The sequence below is a fragment of the Pseudoflavonifractor phocaeensis genome, assembly GCF_016901735.1.
Lineage (GTDB): Bacteria > Bacillota > Clostridia > Oscillospirales > Oscillospiraceae > Pseudoflavonifractor_A.
The window spans coordinates 1-14,045 of sequence record NZ_JACLZC010000034.1; the positions used below are offsets into that span (position 1 = coordinate 1).

13 protein-coding genes and 1 tRNA gene are annotated in these 14,045 nt (G+C 61.6%); 12 read left to right on the forward strand and 2 right to left on the reverse strand.

Annotated elements, in window-relative coordinates; genetic code table 11:
- Positions 1–200 precede the first annotated feature (200 nt).
- Together H7U37_RS08685 and H7U37_RS08690 are read right to left on the reverse strand one after the other, a co-directional pair.
- Positions 201–581 carry a hypothetical protein gene (locus tag H7U37_RS08685; protein WP_204875165.1) on the reverse strand — a complete coding sequence of 127 codons (381 nt, stop codon included), beginning with the start codon at positions 579–581 and terminating at the stop codon, positions 201–203.
- Between the two features lie 340 nt (positions 582–921).
- Positions 922–1,002, reverse strand: a tRNA-Leu gene (locus tag H7U37_RS08690).
- A gap of 166 nt (positions 1,003–1,168) precedes the next feature.
- Here H7U37_RS08690 and H7U37_RS08695 point away from each other — a divergent pair.
- The 12 genes from H7U37_RS08695 (at position 1,169) to mraY (ending at position 14,024) form a co-directional block, all read left to right on the forward strand.
- A complete protein-coding gene (locus H7U37_RS08695) occupies positions 1,169–1,642 on the forward strand; it encodes an AlbA family DNA-binding domain-containing protein (RefSeq protein ID WP_204875167.1) in 474 nt (157 codons plus the stop codon).
- Between the two features lie 54 nt (positions 1,643–1,696).
- The gene (locus H7U37_RS08700; protein ID WP_204875169.1) at positions 1,697–2,932 is read left to right on the forward strand and encodes a hypothetical protein; all 1,236 of its coding nucleotides are present in this window, start codon (positions 1,697–1,699) and stop codon (positions 2,930–2,932) included.
- Positions 2,933–3,023: 91 nt separating this feature from the next.
- Complete coding sequence (gene uvrC, locus H7U37_RS08705; RefSeq protein ID WP_204875171.1) at positions 3,024–4,880, forward strand: excinuclease ABC subunit UvrC; 1,857 nt, start codon at positions 3,024–3,026, stop codon at positions 4,878–4,880.
- 1 nt (position 4,881) lies between these two features.
- Positions 4,882–5,427: a 16S rRNA (guanine(966)-N(2))-methyltransferase RsmD gene (rsmD, locus tag H7U37_RS08710; RefSeq protein ID WP_204875173.1), complete on the forward strand. Its 546-nt coding sequence runs from the start codon at positions 4,882–4,884 to the stop codon at positions 5,425–5,427.
- A gap of 26 nt (positions 5,428–5,453) precedes the next feature.
- The gene (gene coaD / locus H7U37_RS08715; protein WP_204875175.1) at positions 5,454–5,951 is read left to right on the forward strand and encodes a pantetheine-phosphate adenylyltransferase; all 498 of its coding nucleotides are present in this window, start codon (positions 5,454–5,456) and stop codon (positions 5,949–5,951) included.
- Complete coding sequence (locus H7U37_RS08720; RefSeq protein WP_204875177.1) at positions 5,951–6,472, forward strand: hypothetical protein; 522 nt, start codon at positions 5,951–5,953, stop codon at positions 6,470–6,472. The genes coaD and H7U37_RS08720 overlap by 1 nt, the downstream gene beginning before the upstream one ends.
- Before the next feature lie 378 nt (positions 6,473–6,850).
- Entirely contained in the window at positions 6,851–7,315 is a 465-nt protein-coding gene (gene mraZ, locus H7U37_RS08725) for a division/cell wall cluster transcriptional repressor MraZ (protein WP_338049809.1), read from the forward strand.
- Positions 7,312–8,259 (forward strand): 16S rRNA (cytosine(1402)-N(4))-methyltransferase RsmH, encoded by a 948-nt coding sequence (rsmH, locus tag H7U37_RS08730; protein ID WP_204875179.1) that lies wholly within the window; start codon positions 7,312–7,314, stop codon positions 8,257–8,259. The genes mraZ and rsmH overlap by 4 nt, the downstream gene beginning before the upstream one ends.
- 38 nt (positions 8,260–8,297) lie before the next feature.
- Positions 8,298–8,864, forward strand: a complete 567-nt coding sequence (locus H7U37_RS08735) for a hypothetical protein (RefSeq protein WP_204875181.1) — start codon at positions 8,298–8,300, stop codon at positions 8,862–8,864.
- A 157-nt stretch (positions 8,865–9,021) separates the two neighbouring features.
- Entirely contained in the window at positions 9,022–11,430 is a 2,409-nt protein-coding gene (locus H7U37_RS08740) for a penicillin-binding transpeptidase domain-containing protein (protein ID WP_204875182.1), read from the forward strand.
- Positions 11,431–11,469: 39 nt separating this feature from the next.
- On the forward strand, positions 11,470–12,942 hold the full coding sequence (locus tag H7U37_RS08745) for a UDP-N-acetylmuramoyl-L-alanyl-D-glutamate--2,6-diaminopimelate ligase (RefSeq protein WP_204875203.1): 1,473 nt from the start codon (positions 11,470–11,472) through the stop codon (positions 12,940–12,942).
- Between the two features lie 89 nt (positions 12,943–13,031).
- Entirely contained in the window at positions 13,032–14,024 is a 993-nt protein-coding gene (mraY, locus tag H7U37_RS08750; RefSeq protein WP_204875183.1) for a phospho-N-acetylmuramoyl-pentapeptide-transferase, read from the forward strand.
- Positions 14,025–14,045 lie beyond the last annotated feature (21 nt).

The following is a 14,045-nucleotide window of genomic DNA, read 5'->3' on the forward strand; positions in this document are numbered from 1 at the left end:
GACACTGTCCGCCCCATCTTTCTTGTGGGCACCGCCGCCCTCGGCGGGGGAGTGCGATCCCCTCCCGTCTTGTAGGGGCGACCCTTGTGGTCGCCCGCATCCATGCAGGTATTTTGACGTTTCCTGCAACACGTTCCACTTTTTCGACAGCCTGAACTCCGAACCAAGCGGAAGCAGATTGAGTAGGCCCTGCACGAGCGCTAGCCCGTGATCTGCGGCGGAGGCACGTCTTCCGGATATATGCCAAACCAGAACTTGAACCACTCATCATAGTCCTCATACTGATCCGGTGCTCCGGCCTTTTCGTCCTTTTTCCGTTCCTGGTATCCGTCGTAGAATCCCTGGTCATATCCTTCATTCCAGATTTCACCCTCATAGGTGGGTTGATAGTCAGTCCATCCGTATGCCGATGCAGCGCCGTCCTGCAGGCCGTTTTGGTATGCCTCTTCGGTTGCCTCGTCCACGACATCCTCGGCCCTTCGCTCCCCGTCCCGGTACCCCTCCAGATAGGCCTCTTGCAGTTGCGCCTCGCTGGCATCGCATCCGCTCAGGATAACGCAAAGGAGCAGACATAAAACCACAGTTCATTTCATTCCTCTTCCCAGCCTTTCAAAAGCTTCAGGATGGCTCGTTTCTTTTCTTTCGGTGCTTGTATATCTTCTGACTGTAATGTTTGATTGTCTCCAACTTGATTATATTACATCCATCTGTAACGGTCAAAGAAAACAGGGATGGGCCATGGGAAATTTAGAATCGTCAAAGACGCGAAACGCTTTCCTTGATATTTGACGTTTGCAAATCCGTTTGCGATTTTTTGCGAGTATTCCTTTTGATACAAAATATATCGAAAGGAATACTCGCAAACCCTTGCGGCAGTAAAAAATCCCCCGCAACCATTCCGGTTACGGGGGATTCAACGAGTGCGGATGACGGGACTTGAACCCGTACGTCATGGACACACGCACCTCAAACGTGCCTGTCTACCAGTTCCAGCACATCCGCATATTTGATTTGGTCTCTTGCAGACCGCTTGATTATTATAGCTCCGACGCTTCCATTTGTCAAGGAGGAATTTGGGGAAATTCGATTCTTTTTTTGGGGGCTTGTTCTGATGGGAAAGCTCCTGTATACTGAACCCAAGCAAACTTCGGCTGCGGAGGTGGAAGCCATGCTGGATCTGACACATATGGAGCGTTACCATGAGGGGAACCGTCTGGAGGCCAAGCTGGCCACCGGCGGCTTGCCGGAGAGTATCTGGGAGACCTATTCGGCCTTTGCCAATACGGAGGGCGGACTGATTTTGCTGGGGGTGGAGGAGTGGGAGGACCATTCGCTGCACATCCAGGGTCTGCTGGACCCGGAGGAGATGCTGGCTCAGTTTTTGAGTCTGTGCGCCGACCCGAAGGTGGTCAGCGCGGACCTGATCGGCGGCGGACAGGGGCGCGCCCAGGTAATGGAGACGGCGCAGGGCGCGGTGATCGCCATTGAGCTCCCGCCGGCGCCGGCGGGGCAGCGTCCGGTCTATGTGGGCGGGGACCGTTACCGCGGCTCATACTGCCGGAAGGGAGACGGAGATTACCGTCTTTCCCGGGAAATGGTGGACCGGATGGGGGGCGTCCCGCCCGTGGAAGAGAGGAATTGACTTTTTGTCCATAATTAAGTAAAATATGGAAAAGAGAGAAGAGGGAAACGTAGGATGAAATGTCCGAGCTGTGGAAGAGAGATTCCCCAGGGCCAGAACTGGTGCCGCATGTGTCAGCCGGAGAGCTGGGAAGGGTTTTATGAGAATGAGAAGGAGGCGCCGCAGACGGGCAAGGGAAACCGGCACGTCTGGGAGGACGGAAAGGACGTTTTGCCGGAGCGGCCGGAGAACAGCAACAGCGATGGGATGTGGCTGGCGCGTCTGGAATGGGTAGACCCGAAAAAGCAGAAGGAAGCCTACAATCCTGTGTTGCAGCCGCTGGCGCTGGCGCGTCCCGTCCCCATGACGGAGGAGGAGCGGAGAGAGACCGCCGTGGTGGTGGAAGAGCCCGCCGTCCCGGAGGTTCGGGGGACGCCGGAGGTTCCCAAGGAACAGGAGCCGGTCATCTCCTATCTGCCGCCCAAGGAGCCGGGCATTTTTCTGACGAATCGAAAGGTAGTTATGGCCCTCGGCTGCGTGCTGGCCCTGACCCTTGCCGGCGCGTGGATCGGCTGGGTGCTGGGCGGACGACAGACCGCCGGGGAATATGAGGACCAGATGTCCGGGCTGACCCGGGAGCTGGAGGATGTCCGGGAGGAGGCGGAAGCGCTCCAGAGTGAGCGGGACAAGCTTGCGGAGGAACAGGAGGCGCTGCTCAGCCTCAGCGAGACGCTGGCCGCGGGGGATGAGCTGGAGGCGCTGGAGTTGGCCGACGCATATTCGGACCTGCTGCCCGGCGACCTTTTGAGCGGAGTACGCGGCAGGGTCTACGAGGCGGGCAAGGCGTCCTACCTGAACGGGGACAAGAACCAGGCGGAGGAATATTTCTCCGCCTTGGGAGACTGGTCCCGAAGCGCGGACTATCTGGACCTGATCCGGATGGAGCGGGATGGCGTGGACGAATCGGACTATGACCGGCTGGTGGAGATCGTGGATCTGCCCAACGCCAGCGCCCTTCTGTTTGCCGACGAGGACATGAGCCTGACTTATCTGGAAGGGGAGTGGGAGACGGGTACGCTGGACGACTACTATTTCAAGATGGTGAAAAACGACGAAGGCGGACATACCGCCTCCTACAACCTGCCCAGCTTTGATTTGGAGGGCTATTTCTATTTGGAGGACGGCGTGTACGCCGTGGGCACGGAGAAGGAGACGGCGGTGGATTATTTCCGCTTCACCGCTGCGGGCAAGAACGACCTGGAAGTATATTGCTACAAGGACGGCCAGACCTACACCCTGCACCGGGCGTAACCGGTGGATTTGACAGAGCGGGGGAAGAACGATTATAATAAGGGTTCCACATGCGCCGGACGAGGGACAGAGCGCTGGGGGAGGTGGGACGATGACCTTTGAGGAGCTGAAGGAAAAGGCCCGGGAGCTGCCGCTCAAGCCGGGCGTATATATCATGCAGAACGCCCGCAGCGAGGTCATCTATGTGGGCAAGGCCAAGGCGCTGAAAAACCGGGTCAGCCAGTATTTTCAGGACTCCGCCTCCCATACCGAAAAGACCAGGGCCATGGTCAGCCAGATCGACCACTTTGACGTCATCGTGGCGGACTCGGAATTCGAGGCGCTGGTGCTGGAGAACTCCCTCATCAAGCGGCATCAGCCCCATTATAATATTCTGCTCAAGGACGGCAAGGGATATCCCTATATCCGCCTGACCGTGCGGGAGGAATACCCCCGGTTTTCCCTGGTCAACCGGGTGGAGGAGGACGGCGCCCGCTATTTCGGCCCTTACGGCTCCCGTGGGAGCACCCAGGGCATTCTGGACGCCATCCGCACGGCGCTGCGTCTGCCGGACTGCGACCGGGTCTTTCCGCGGGACGTAGGTAAGGGACGGCCCTGTCTCAACTACCATATGGGCCGATGCGACGGCTACTGCCGCCGGGAGATGACGGCGGAGCACTACCGGAAGGCCATCGACCAGGCCATCCGGCTGCTGGAGGGAAAGTTCCAGGAGACGGGGGAGCAGTTGCTCCGGGAGATGGAGGAGGCGGCCCAGGCGCTGCGCTTTGAAAAGGCGGCGGAGCTGCGGGACCGGTACCGGGCCATTGAGCTGCTGGGCAAGCGGCAGAAGGTGGTGGCCGGTTCGCTGGCGGACACCGACGTGGTGGGCTTTCACCAGGGGGTGGCCCGCAGCTGCTTTGTGGTGCTCCACTATATCCGGGGGGATCTGGCGGCAAAGGACTGGGAGCTGGTGCCCAACCCGGTGGAGGCCGGGGAGGGAGAGACGGTCTCCGCCCTGCTCCGGCAGTTTTACAGCGGACGGCAGGTCCTGCCCAGACAGATTCTGCTGCCCTGCGAGCTGGAGGACGAGGCGCCGCTGGGGCGGATGCTCTCGGAGGAGGCCGGGTTCCGGGTGACGCTGGTGACGCCTCAGCGGGGAGCCAAGGCGGACCTGATCCGTCTGGCCAACAAGAACGCGGTGGAGGAGGTGGAGCGGTGGACCGGTCGGGAGGAGCGGCAGAGCAAGCTCATGGAGCAGCTGGGCAGGCTGATGGGGCTGGACCATCCCCCCAAACGGATGGAGGCGTATGACATCTCCAACACCGGAAAGGACGACATTGTGGCGTCCATGACGGTTTTTGTGGATGGGAAGCCCAAAAAACGGGACTACCGGCATTTCAAGCTGAAGGACATGGAGCACCCCGACGACTACGCCAGCATGGAGCAGGTGCTGCGCCGCCGGTTCCGGCGGTATCTGGAGGGGGACGAGAAATTCGACCAGCTGCCCGATGTGCTCCTCATTGACGGCGGCGTCAACCACGCCAAGGTGGCGCTGGAGGCGCTGACCGGGCTGGGACTGGAGGTGCCGGTGTTCGGCATGGTGAAGGACGACCGCCACCGGACCCGGGGGCTGGTGACGCCGGAGGGGGCGGAGCTGGGCTTGCAGGGAAATCCCGCCCTCTTCGCGCTGATCGGGCAGATTCAGGAGGAGACCCACCGGTCGGCCATCACCTTCAACCGGCTCCAGCGGACCAAGCGGGTGCAGGGTTCGGTGCTGGACCAGATTCCGGGGATTGGGGAAAAGCGCCGGAACGAGCTGCTGCGCACCTTCAAGAGCGTCAAAAAGATACGGGCGGCCAGTCTGGCGGAGCTGGAAGCGGTTCTGCCGGCAAGCGCCGCCCAGGCAGTCTATACATTTTTCCGTCAGGAGCAGGAGCGCCCGCCGGAAGAGAAGGAAAGGAAGTCATAATATGCGCGTCATCACCGGAAGCGCCCGGGGCAAGCGGCTGCGGGAGCTGGAGGGTCTGGAGACCCGGCCCACCACCGACCGGGTCAAGGAGTCGATTTTCAATATCGTGCAGTTCGACGTGGAGGGGCGGAAGGTGCTGGACCTGTTCGGCGGCACCGGCCAGCTGGGGATCGAGGCATTGTCCCGGGGCGCGGAGCGGTGTACCTTTGTGGATATGCGCCGGGACGCGGTAAACGTGATCCGGGAGAATCTGAAGGCCACCCGTCTGGCGGAGCGGGCCCAGGTGTTCCAGGGGGACGCCATGGCCTGGCTGCGGAGCTGCCGTGAAAAGTTCGATCTGGTGTTTCTGGACCCGCCCTACGCCTCCGGACTGCTCCAGCAGGCCCTGGAAACCGGCTGTGACATTGACATTTTGACGGAAAATGGTATAATAGTCTGCGAAAGTGCCGTGGACACCCCGCTGCCTGAACTGCGGGCGCCCTATGTAAAGGGGCGGGAATACCGCTACGGCAAGATCAAAATCACATTGTACCGGCGGGAGCTGTGAGGCGCCCGGGAGAGGAGAGAGGGACTGTGAAGACCGCCATCTATCCGGGCAGCTTCGACCCCATCACACTGGGACATTTGAATATCATCAAGCGGGCGGCGCTGTGCTTTGACAAGCTGATTGTCTGCGTGCTGGTCAACTCGGACAAAACCAGCGGGCTCTTTCTGCCGGAGGAGCGGGCGGACCTGATCCGCAAGGTGGTGGCCCGTCTGCCCAACGTGGAGGTGGACTGTTCGTCCACCCTGCTGGCCGAATATGCCCGGGAAAAGCGGGCGTGTACCCTGATTAAGGGTCTGCGGGCGGTGTCCGACTATGAAAATGAGGTGCAGATGGCCCTCATCAACCGGAAGCTGAACCCCAGGCTGGACACCATGTTTTTGCCGTCCAGCACCAAGTATACCTACATCAGCTCCAGCGTGGTCAAGGAAATGGCCCGCTACGGCTCCGATCTCTCGGATTTTGTGCCGCGGGAGATCATTGACGACGTAAATCGGCGCATGCAGGAACAGAGGAGGGATGGCTAATGGCCAGCGGCGTGGAAGAATTGATGGACCTGCTCTATCAGATGATTGACGAGGCAAAGAACATGCCTTTGAGTGCGGATAAGTGTATCATTGAGCGGAATAAAGCGCTGGATCTTCTGGACGAGATCCGGGGTCAGTTCCCCATGGAGCTCAGCGAGGCCAAGAAGCTCATCTCCAGCCGGAATGACTATCTGGCCTCCGCCAAGCGGGAGGCCGATCTCATCAAGCGTCAGGCCGAGGAGCGGGCCAAGCAGCTCCTGGCGGAGGACGAGCTGCTGGCCCAGGCCAAGCAGCGGGGTAACGACATCCTCCGTCAGGCCGAGGAGCGCAGCCGTGAGCTGCGGCGTGCGGCCAACGACTACTGCGAGGACGCCCTGCGCCGCACGGAAGAGGCGGTGTCGGAGGCGTATGACGAGATCAAGAAATCCCGTCAGCGGTTCCGCGCGGCGGTCAACGGCAGCGCCGCCGCTGGCAACACCACCGGCAGCCGGGCGTATGACGCCGCCGCCGATCAGAGCTGAGCCCCCATTTGGATTTGACCATCGGGTCCGTTCCGGACGCTTCGCCAGGAGGCGTCCGGAGCGGACCTTTTTATACTTTGCGGTCAAAGTATGACATGTCATTTTCAACAAAAAAATTTCACCGTGTTTGTAGAAACTTTTTTCCTCCCTCCGGCGTCATCCGGATTTTGGCATTACAGGCAAACGGTTATAGTTTCCAGCGGTAAAGGGGAAAAGAGGGGGAGAATCAGAAGGGATTCTTTCAATAGAACATATGTTTTTAATGCTGAAAATAAGGGAAATGCGGCGGAAAAGGGGGAGTTTGGCCAAAAAAAAGAGCGCGGATACTATTGCAATTTTTTTGCGCAGCATTTATACTGTAAACCATGGTGGCGCAAAGTGGCGCAAAGTGGCGCGGCTGCCGCCTGGTGGAGAAAGGGGAAGATCATGACCGGCACCTATGAGCATAACATAGACGCCAAGGGACGGATCTTCATTCCCGCCAAGCTCCGGGAGGAACTGGGAGAGGTCTTTTATCTGGCCGCCGGTGTGGACGCCTGCGTGGCGGTCTACCCCATGTCCACCTGGGAGCGCTTCACCGAAAAACTGTCCGCCCTGCCCATGAGCCAGTCCAAGAAGCTGCGGGCCTTTTTCGCCAACGCGGAAAAGTGCAGTCTGGACAGTCAGGGGCGGGTCGTGATCCCCCAAAAGCTGCGGAAATACGCGGCGCTGGATCGGGAAGCGGTGATTTTGGGGGTCAATGACCGGGCGGAAATCTGGAGCGCCCAGGTCTGGGCGGCTCAGGAAGAAGAGGAAATGACGCCGGAGAAGATGGCGGCGTGTATGGAGGCGCTGGGATTTTGAAGGAACAGGAATATACCCACCGCCCGGTGCTGCTGGAAGCGTGCATTGAGGCGCTGGCCATTCGACCGGAAGGCATTTATCTGGACGGGACCCTGGGTCGGGCCGGGCACTCCCGTGAAATCGCCCGACGGCTGGACGGAGGACGGCTCATCTGCGTGGATCGGGACCAGGCAGCGCTGGACGCCGCACAGGACCGGTTGGGCCCCTGGATGGATCGGGTCACCCTGGTCCACCGTAATTTTTGTGAGATAGACGCCATTTTGGACGAGCTGGGGATTCCGGCGGTGGATGGGATGCTCTTTGATCTGGGCGTGTCGTCCCCCCAGCTGGATGATAAGACCCGGGGCTTTTCCTATATGGCGGACGCGCCGCTGGACATGCGTATGGACCGGCGGGAGGCGCTGACCGGGGCGGTGGTGGTCAATGAATGGCCCCGGGAGGAGCTGCGGCGGATCTTCTTTCAGTACGGAGAAGAGCGCTACGCCGGCCCCATCGCCGCGGCCATTGAGCGCCGGCGGCAGGAAAAGCCCATTGAGACCACCTTGGAGCTGGTGGAAGTCATCAAGTCGGCCATGCCGGCCCACGCGCTGCGGGAGAAACAGCACCCGGCGAAGCGGTGCTTTCAGGCCATCCGCATCGCGGTGAACGACGAGCTGGGCGCGGTGGACCGGATGCTGCAAGGGGCGGTGCCCCGGCTGAATCCGGGCGGACGGCTGGCGGTGATTTCCTTCCATTCGCTGGAAGATCGACTGGTAAAGAACGCCTTTGCGGACTTTGCCAAAGGCTGCACCTGTCCGCCGGATTTTCCGGTGTGCGTGTGCGGCAAGAAGCCTCTGGTCCGGCTGGTGAACCGCAAGCCCATTACGGCCGGTCCGGAAGAGCTGGAGGAAAACCCGCGGGCACGCAGCGCAAAGCTCCGCGTGGCGGAGAAGCTGCCCGGGTAGGATAGACAACAGTTACGAAAGAAAAGGAGTTGGTTCCCATGGCCACACTGGTAAAACGGAGAACAAGATACGGCTACAAAGCACCAGGAAACCGCTCCTATGAGGGCACGGCGGCGCGTCGTCTGGAAGGACGGGGCGGCGCCGGCGTCGGCAGTCAGGTCCTTCAGCCCCGTCCCCAGGTCCGTCCCCGCCGCCGGGCGGTGGCGCGTCCCAAGGTACGGGTCCGGGAGGCCGGCCGCGTGGCGCCCTTTGCGGTGGTAGGCTTTCTGGCCATCGGCGTGTTTGCCGTTCTGCTGCTGATGGGCTATGTGCGCCTGTCGGAGCTGTCCGACGAGGTGGTGTCCCTTCAGAGCCAGATGGTGAGCCTCCAGAGCGATGAAGCCAAGCTGCGGGCCAAGTATGAGCTGGCCTACGACCTGAGCGACATTGAGCAGAGCGTTACCGCCGATGGCAGCATGATCCGTCCCCAGGAGAACCAGATCTGCTATGTGGATCTGTCCCAGCCGGACAGCGTGGAGCATTTTACGCGTACCGAGTCCGGCGCGGCCGGCTTCTGGGGCGGTGCCAAGGAGATCGTAAGCACAGTAGTGGAATACTTCCGCTGAGTTTGCCATAGAGATAGCACGGGCCCTTTCGTCGGTGGGGAGCGCGCCCCAACCATACGGGAGTCCGACTTGCTCTCTGGTCCATAGGCATCCCTGAGAGGGCGTAAGAAAAGTGGAATTTTCTTACGCCCTCCTATGATATTCTAAGGAGCATCTCATGAAAAAACAGAAAAAAATCCAGCGTGACAGCGCCAAGGCCAACCACAGCGTCCTGATCCGCATCCTGATTTTGATGGGCCTGTTTGGCGTGCTGTTCTTTATTCCCATGTTTGGCCGGCTGTTCTATCTGCAAATCGTGCAGCATGAGGAGTTGGAGAGCAAGGCCATCGACCAGCAGACCTATGACCGTTCGGTGGTGGCCAACCGGGGTACCATCTACGACAGCAAGGGGAACACCCTGGCCATGAGCGCCACGGCTTATGACGTGCAGCTCTCACCGCTGGAGATCCTGGAATGTCAGGAGGCGTATCAGGAGCAGGTGGAAAAGGCCCAGGCGGCCGAAACCGCCGAGGAGCGGGAGAAACTGATGCCCAGCTATCCCGAGCCCACCAACGAGTCCATCGCCCAGACGCTGTCCCAGCTGCTGGGACTGGATCAGGAGAGCATTTTGCAGCGGCTTTCCAAGACCAACTCCATGTATGAGATCATCGCCAAGCAGGTGGATGAGGACGTGGCCGATCAGATCAGCGCCTATGCCTCGGAGAACGGACTTTCCCGGGGCATTTACCTCAACGCCACCGCCAAGCGCTACTATCCCTATTCCACTCTGGCAGCCCAGATCGTGGGCTGGGTGAACTACAACGACGGCAACCGGGGCGCCTACGGCCTGGAGGCCATGTACGACGACATGCTGGCCGGGCAGACCGGCCGTGTGGTCACCGCCAAGGACGGACACGGCAAGCAGATGCTCTACCGGTACGAGGACTACTACGACGCCACCGACGGCTACGACCTGACCCTCACCCTGGACGCCACCATCCAGTACTACTGTGAGCGGGTGCTGGCCGAGGGAATCGAGAAGTATGAGGTCCAGGACGGCGGCTTTGTCATCGCCATGGAGCCCAAGACGGGTCGGATTCTGGCCTGGGCCAACTCGCCCACCTATGATCTGAACGACCCGCGCACGGTGATCGACAGTCAATTGCAGGCGGAGCTGACGGCCATCGCGGCGGACACCACCCTCACCGACGAGGAGCGCAGCGCCGCTCAGACCGACGTGCTCTTCAAGCAGTGGTCCAACAAGGCGCTGAACGAGACCTACGAGCCCGGTTCCACCTTCAAGACCACGGTGCTGGCGGCGGCGCTGGAGGAGGGCGTGGTCAACGAGAACAGCACCTTCTACTGTCCCGGCTACGCCATCGTGGCCGACCGGCATATCTGGTGCTCCGACCACAAGGGACATAAGGACCAGACCCTGGCCAAGGCGGTGGCCAACTCCTGCAACCCCGCCTTTATCGAGATTGGCCAGGCGCTGGGGGCCGAGACCTTTTACGACTATCTGGAGGCCTTCGGCTTCAAGGATAAGACGGGCATTGACCTCCAGGGCGAACCCACCCCCAACGACAATCTGATCTGGCCCCGGGAGGAGTTTACCAGTCCCATCGGCCTGACCAGCCTGGCCACCGCCTCCTTTGGCCAGCGCTTCAAGATCACCCCTCTTCAGCTCATCACCGCCGCCTCGGCGGTCATCAACGGCGGCCATCTGATGCGGCCCTATGTGATGGAGAGCATCACCGACGCCGACGGCAACGTCATCCAGCACACCGAGCCAACCGAGGTCCGGCAGGTGGTCAGCGAATCCACCAGCGAGCGCTGCCGCACCATTCTGGAGGGCGTGGTGGACGGCGGCACCGGTAAGCAGGCCTATGTGGCGGGCTACCGCATCGGCGGCAAGACCGGCTCTTCGGAGACCGACGAGGACGACCATACCATCGTCTCCTTCCTGGGCTTTGCGCCGGCCAACGATCCCCAGGTGGTGGTGCTCATCGCCTACGACAACCCCACCCCCACCGGACCCAATTCCAACTACACCTCCGGCGGCCACTACATCAGCGGCGGCAACATGGCCGCGCCTATGGCGGGCGAGCTGCTGGCCGACATCCTGGACTACATGGGGGTGGAGAAGCAGTACACCGACGCCGAGAAGGCGGCCATGGACATGACGGTGCCCAACGTGACCGGCCTGACCCTGTCCGAAGCCACCGCCCGTCTGGCCGAGAGCAACCTGGAGGTGCGCACGGTGGGCAGCGGCGACACGGTCACCGACCAGATTCCCGCCCAGGGCGTGGCCATTCCCGGCGGAAGCCAGGTGATTTTGTACATGGGAAGCGAGAAACCCACCGACAAGGTGGCGGTTCCCGACCTGTCCGGCATGAGCCGGGAGCAGGCCCAGGCGGCGCTGACCAATGTGGGGCTGTATCTCAAATCCACGGGCGACACCACCAGCGAGAGCGTGCGGGCGGAGAGCCAGAGCATTGCCGCCGGCACGGAGGTAGAGATGGGCATGGTGGTGGAGGTCCACTTTGTGGGCACCACGGCCACCGGCGGCGCGGGCAGCGGCACCTGAGAGAAGGAACCCGATTGCACCCCAAAGGGGTTGGACGCAGTGCGTCTTTATCAGCTTTTGCAGGGCGTGCCGGTGCTGCGGTGCGCCGCGTCCTGGGAGACGGAGATCACCTCCGTCTCCTACGACAGCCGGAGGGTGACGCCGGGCGGGCTGTTCGCCGCCTTGCCCGGCCTGCGGGCCGACGGCCAGCGCTATATAGCCCAGGCGGTGGCGCGGGGCGCGGCGGCGGTGCTCTGCCGGCGGGCGCCGGAGGAGCCGGGCCCCTGGGTGGTGACCGCCGATCCCCGCCGGGCGCTGGCCGTTTTGTCGGCCAACTGGTATGAACATCCGGCCGACGGCCTCCGGCTGGTGGGGGTGACGGGCACCAACGGCAAGACAACCTCCACCCATCTGCTCAAGGGCGTACTGGAGGGGGCGACGGGGGAGCGTGCGGGCCTGATCGGCACCAATCACAATCTGATTGGGGAAGAGGTCCTGCCCGCCTGCCGCACCACGCCGGAGAGCTGGGAGCTCCAGGGGCTGCTGCGGCAGATGGCCGACGGGGGCTGCCGCTGGGCGGTGATGGAGGTCTCCTCCCATGCGCTGGTGCTGGAGCGGACCGCCGGGCTGACCTTTGCGGTGGGCCTGTTCACCAATCTGACCCAGGACCATTTGGACTTTCACGGCACAATGGACACCTATCGGGCGGCCAAGGGGCTGCTGTTTACCCGCTGCGTCCGGGGCGTGGTCAACGCCGACGACCCGGCGGGGCGGTTTTATGCCGGCCATGCGCGGCGGGCCTGCCTGACCTACGGCGTGGAGGGTCCCGCCGACCTGCGGGGGGAGGATTTAACGCTGGAACGGGATCGGGTGTGCTTCCGCGCCTCCTGGAGGGGGCAGACGGCGTCGGTCACGCTGGGGATACCGGGCCGGTTTTCGGTCTACAACGCCCTGGGGGTGCTGGGCTGCGGCCTGGCGCTGGGGCTTCCGCTGGAGACGCTGGCCGCCGGGCTGTCCCAGGCCCGGGGGGTGACCGGGCGGATGGAGGTGGTGCCGGTGCCGGCGGACTATACCGTCCTTATTGACTACGCCCACACGCCGGACGCCCTGGAGAAGGCGCTCACGGCGGTACGGGACACCACAAAGGGGCGGGTGATCTGTGTCTTTGGCTGCGGCGGGGACCGGGACCGGGGGAAGCGCCCTCGGATGGGCGCGATTGCCGCTCGGTTGTCCGACCTGCCGGTGGTGACCTCCGACAATCCCAGGAGCGAGGCGCCCATGGATATCATCGAGGACATTTTGGGCGGTATGCCGGGAGGACAGCCCAAGGTGGTGGAGCCGGACCGGGAGAAGGCCATCGCCGCGGCGCTGACGCTGGCCCGGCCGGGGGATACGGTGCTGCTGGCCGGCAAGGGCCACGAGACCTACCAGGAGACGGGGGGGACCCGGCGGCCGCTGGACGAACGGCAGGTGGTGGCGGCCTTCTTTGGAAATGAGGAAAAAAGAGGAAGAACGACCCCCTTCTCTGTATAATATTTCGGCTGGAAATGGCGTGGATGCTGTGATACAATACCTCTTTGTGAACACAGCCAGAAAAAGAGAGGTATGGAGGTTCAAAAGATATGAATGGTTTGATTTTGCTCAGTATTTTGGTGGGCTTTGTGGTGTCCGCCATTGCGGGAAAGCTGCTCATTCCCGCGCTGCGGGCCCTGAAGGCCGGCCAGTCCATCAAGGAGATCGGCCCCACCTGGCACATGAGCAAGCAGGGCACCCCCACCATGGGCGGGCTGATGTTTATTCTGGCCATTGCGGTGGCGCTGGCCGTGCTGAGCTGGAGCTACTGGACCACGGGTCGTCTGGGCGGGCTGTATACCCTGCTCTTTGCCCTGGTGTTCGGGGCCATTGGGTTTCTGGACGACTATATGAAGGTAAAAAAGCATGAAAACACCGGCCTCACCGCCGGCTGGAAATTCCTGCTCCAGCTGGCCGCGGCTATTTTGTTCACCGTGCTGCTGCGCAATGAGGGATACTTAACGCCCGATCTCTACATCCCCTTCGCCAACGTGACTCTGCACATCTATTGGCCGGTGTACATGGTCTTTGCGGCCTTTGTGATGGTGGGCACGGTAAACGCCGTCAACATCACCGACGGCATCGACGGTCTGGCCTCCAGCGTGACCCTTCCGGTGGCGGTGTTCTTCACGGTCATGGCTTCCCAGTGGGACCGTGGGGAGCTGGGCATTTTCTCCGGCGCGCTGCTGGGGGGGCTGCTGGGCTTTCTCATCTACAATTTCCATCCCGCCAAGGTGTTTATGGGGGATACCGGTTCGCTGTTTTTGGGCGGCGCGGTGTGCGGCCTGGCCTTCGCGCTGGATATGCCCCTGATCCTCATTCCGGTGGGCATCATTTATATTGCCGAGACCCTCTCGGACATCATCCAGGTGACCTATTTCAAGCTGACCCACGGCAAGCGGATCTTCCGCATGGCGCCTCTCCACCATCATTTTGAGATGGGGGGCTGGAGCGAGGTCAAGCTGTGCGTGGTGTTCACCCTGGTCACGGTGGCGGGATGCGTCATTGCCTACCTGGGGGTCATGAACCGTTTCCCCATGTAACCCCATATCAAAAGATCCGAA

Excerpts from the sequence above, each read along its gene's own strand:
- H7U37_RS08740 (WP_204875182.1), top strand. The coding sequence starts at position 9,022 with ATGAAAAAACAGAAAAAAATCCAGCGTGACAGCGCCAAGGCCAACCAC.
- mraY (WP_204875183.1), top strand. The coding sequence starts at position 13,032 with ATGAATGGTTTGATTTTGCTCAGTATTTTGGTGGGCTTTGTGGTGTCC.
- H7U37_RS08720 (WP_204875177.1), top strand. The coding sequence starts at position 5,951 with ATGGCCAGCGGCGTGGAAGAATTGATGGACCTGCTCTATCAGATGATT.
- rsmD (WP_204875173.1), top strand. The coding sequence starts at position 4,882 with ATGCGCGTCATCACCGGAAGCGCCCGGGGCAAGCGGCTGCGGGAGCTG.
- H7U37_RS08695 (WP_204875167.1), top strand. The coding sequence starts at position 1,169 with ATGCTGGATCTGACACATATGGAGCGTTACCATGAGGGGAACCGTCTG.
- H7U37_RS08700 (WP_204875169.1), top strand. The coding sequence starts at position 1,697 with ATGAAATGTCCGAGCTGTGGAAGAGAGATTCCCCAGGGCCAGAACTGG.
- uvrC (WP_204875171.1), top strand. The coding sequence starts at position 3,024 with ATGACCTTTGAGGAGCTGAAGGAAAAGGCCCGGGAGCTGCCGCTCAAG.
- H7U37_RS08735 (WP_204875181.1), top strand. The coding sequence starts at position 8,298 with ATGGCCACACTGGTAAAACGGAGAACAAGATACGGCTACAAAGCACCA.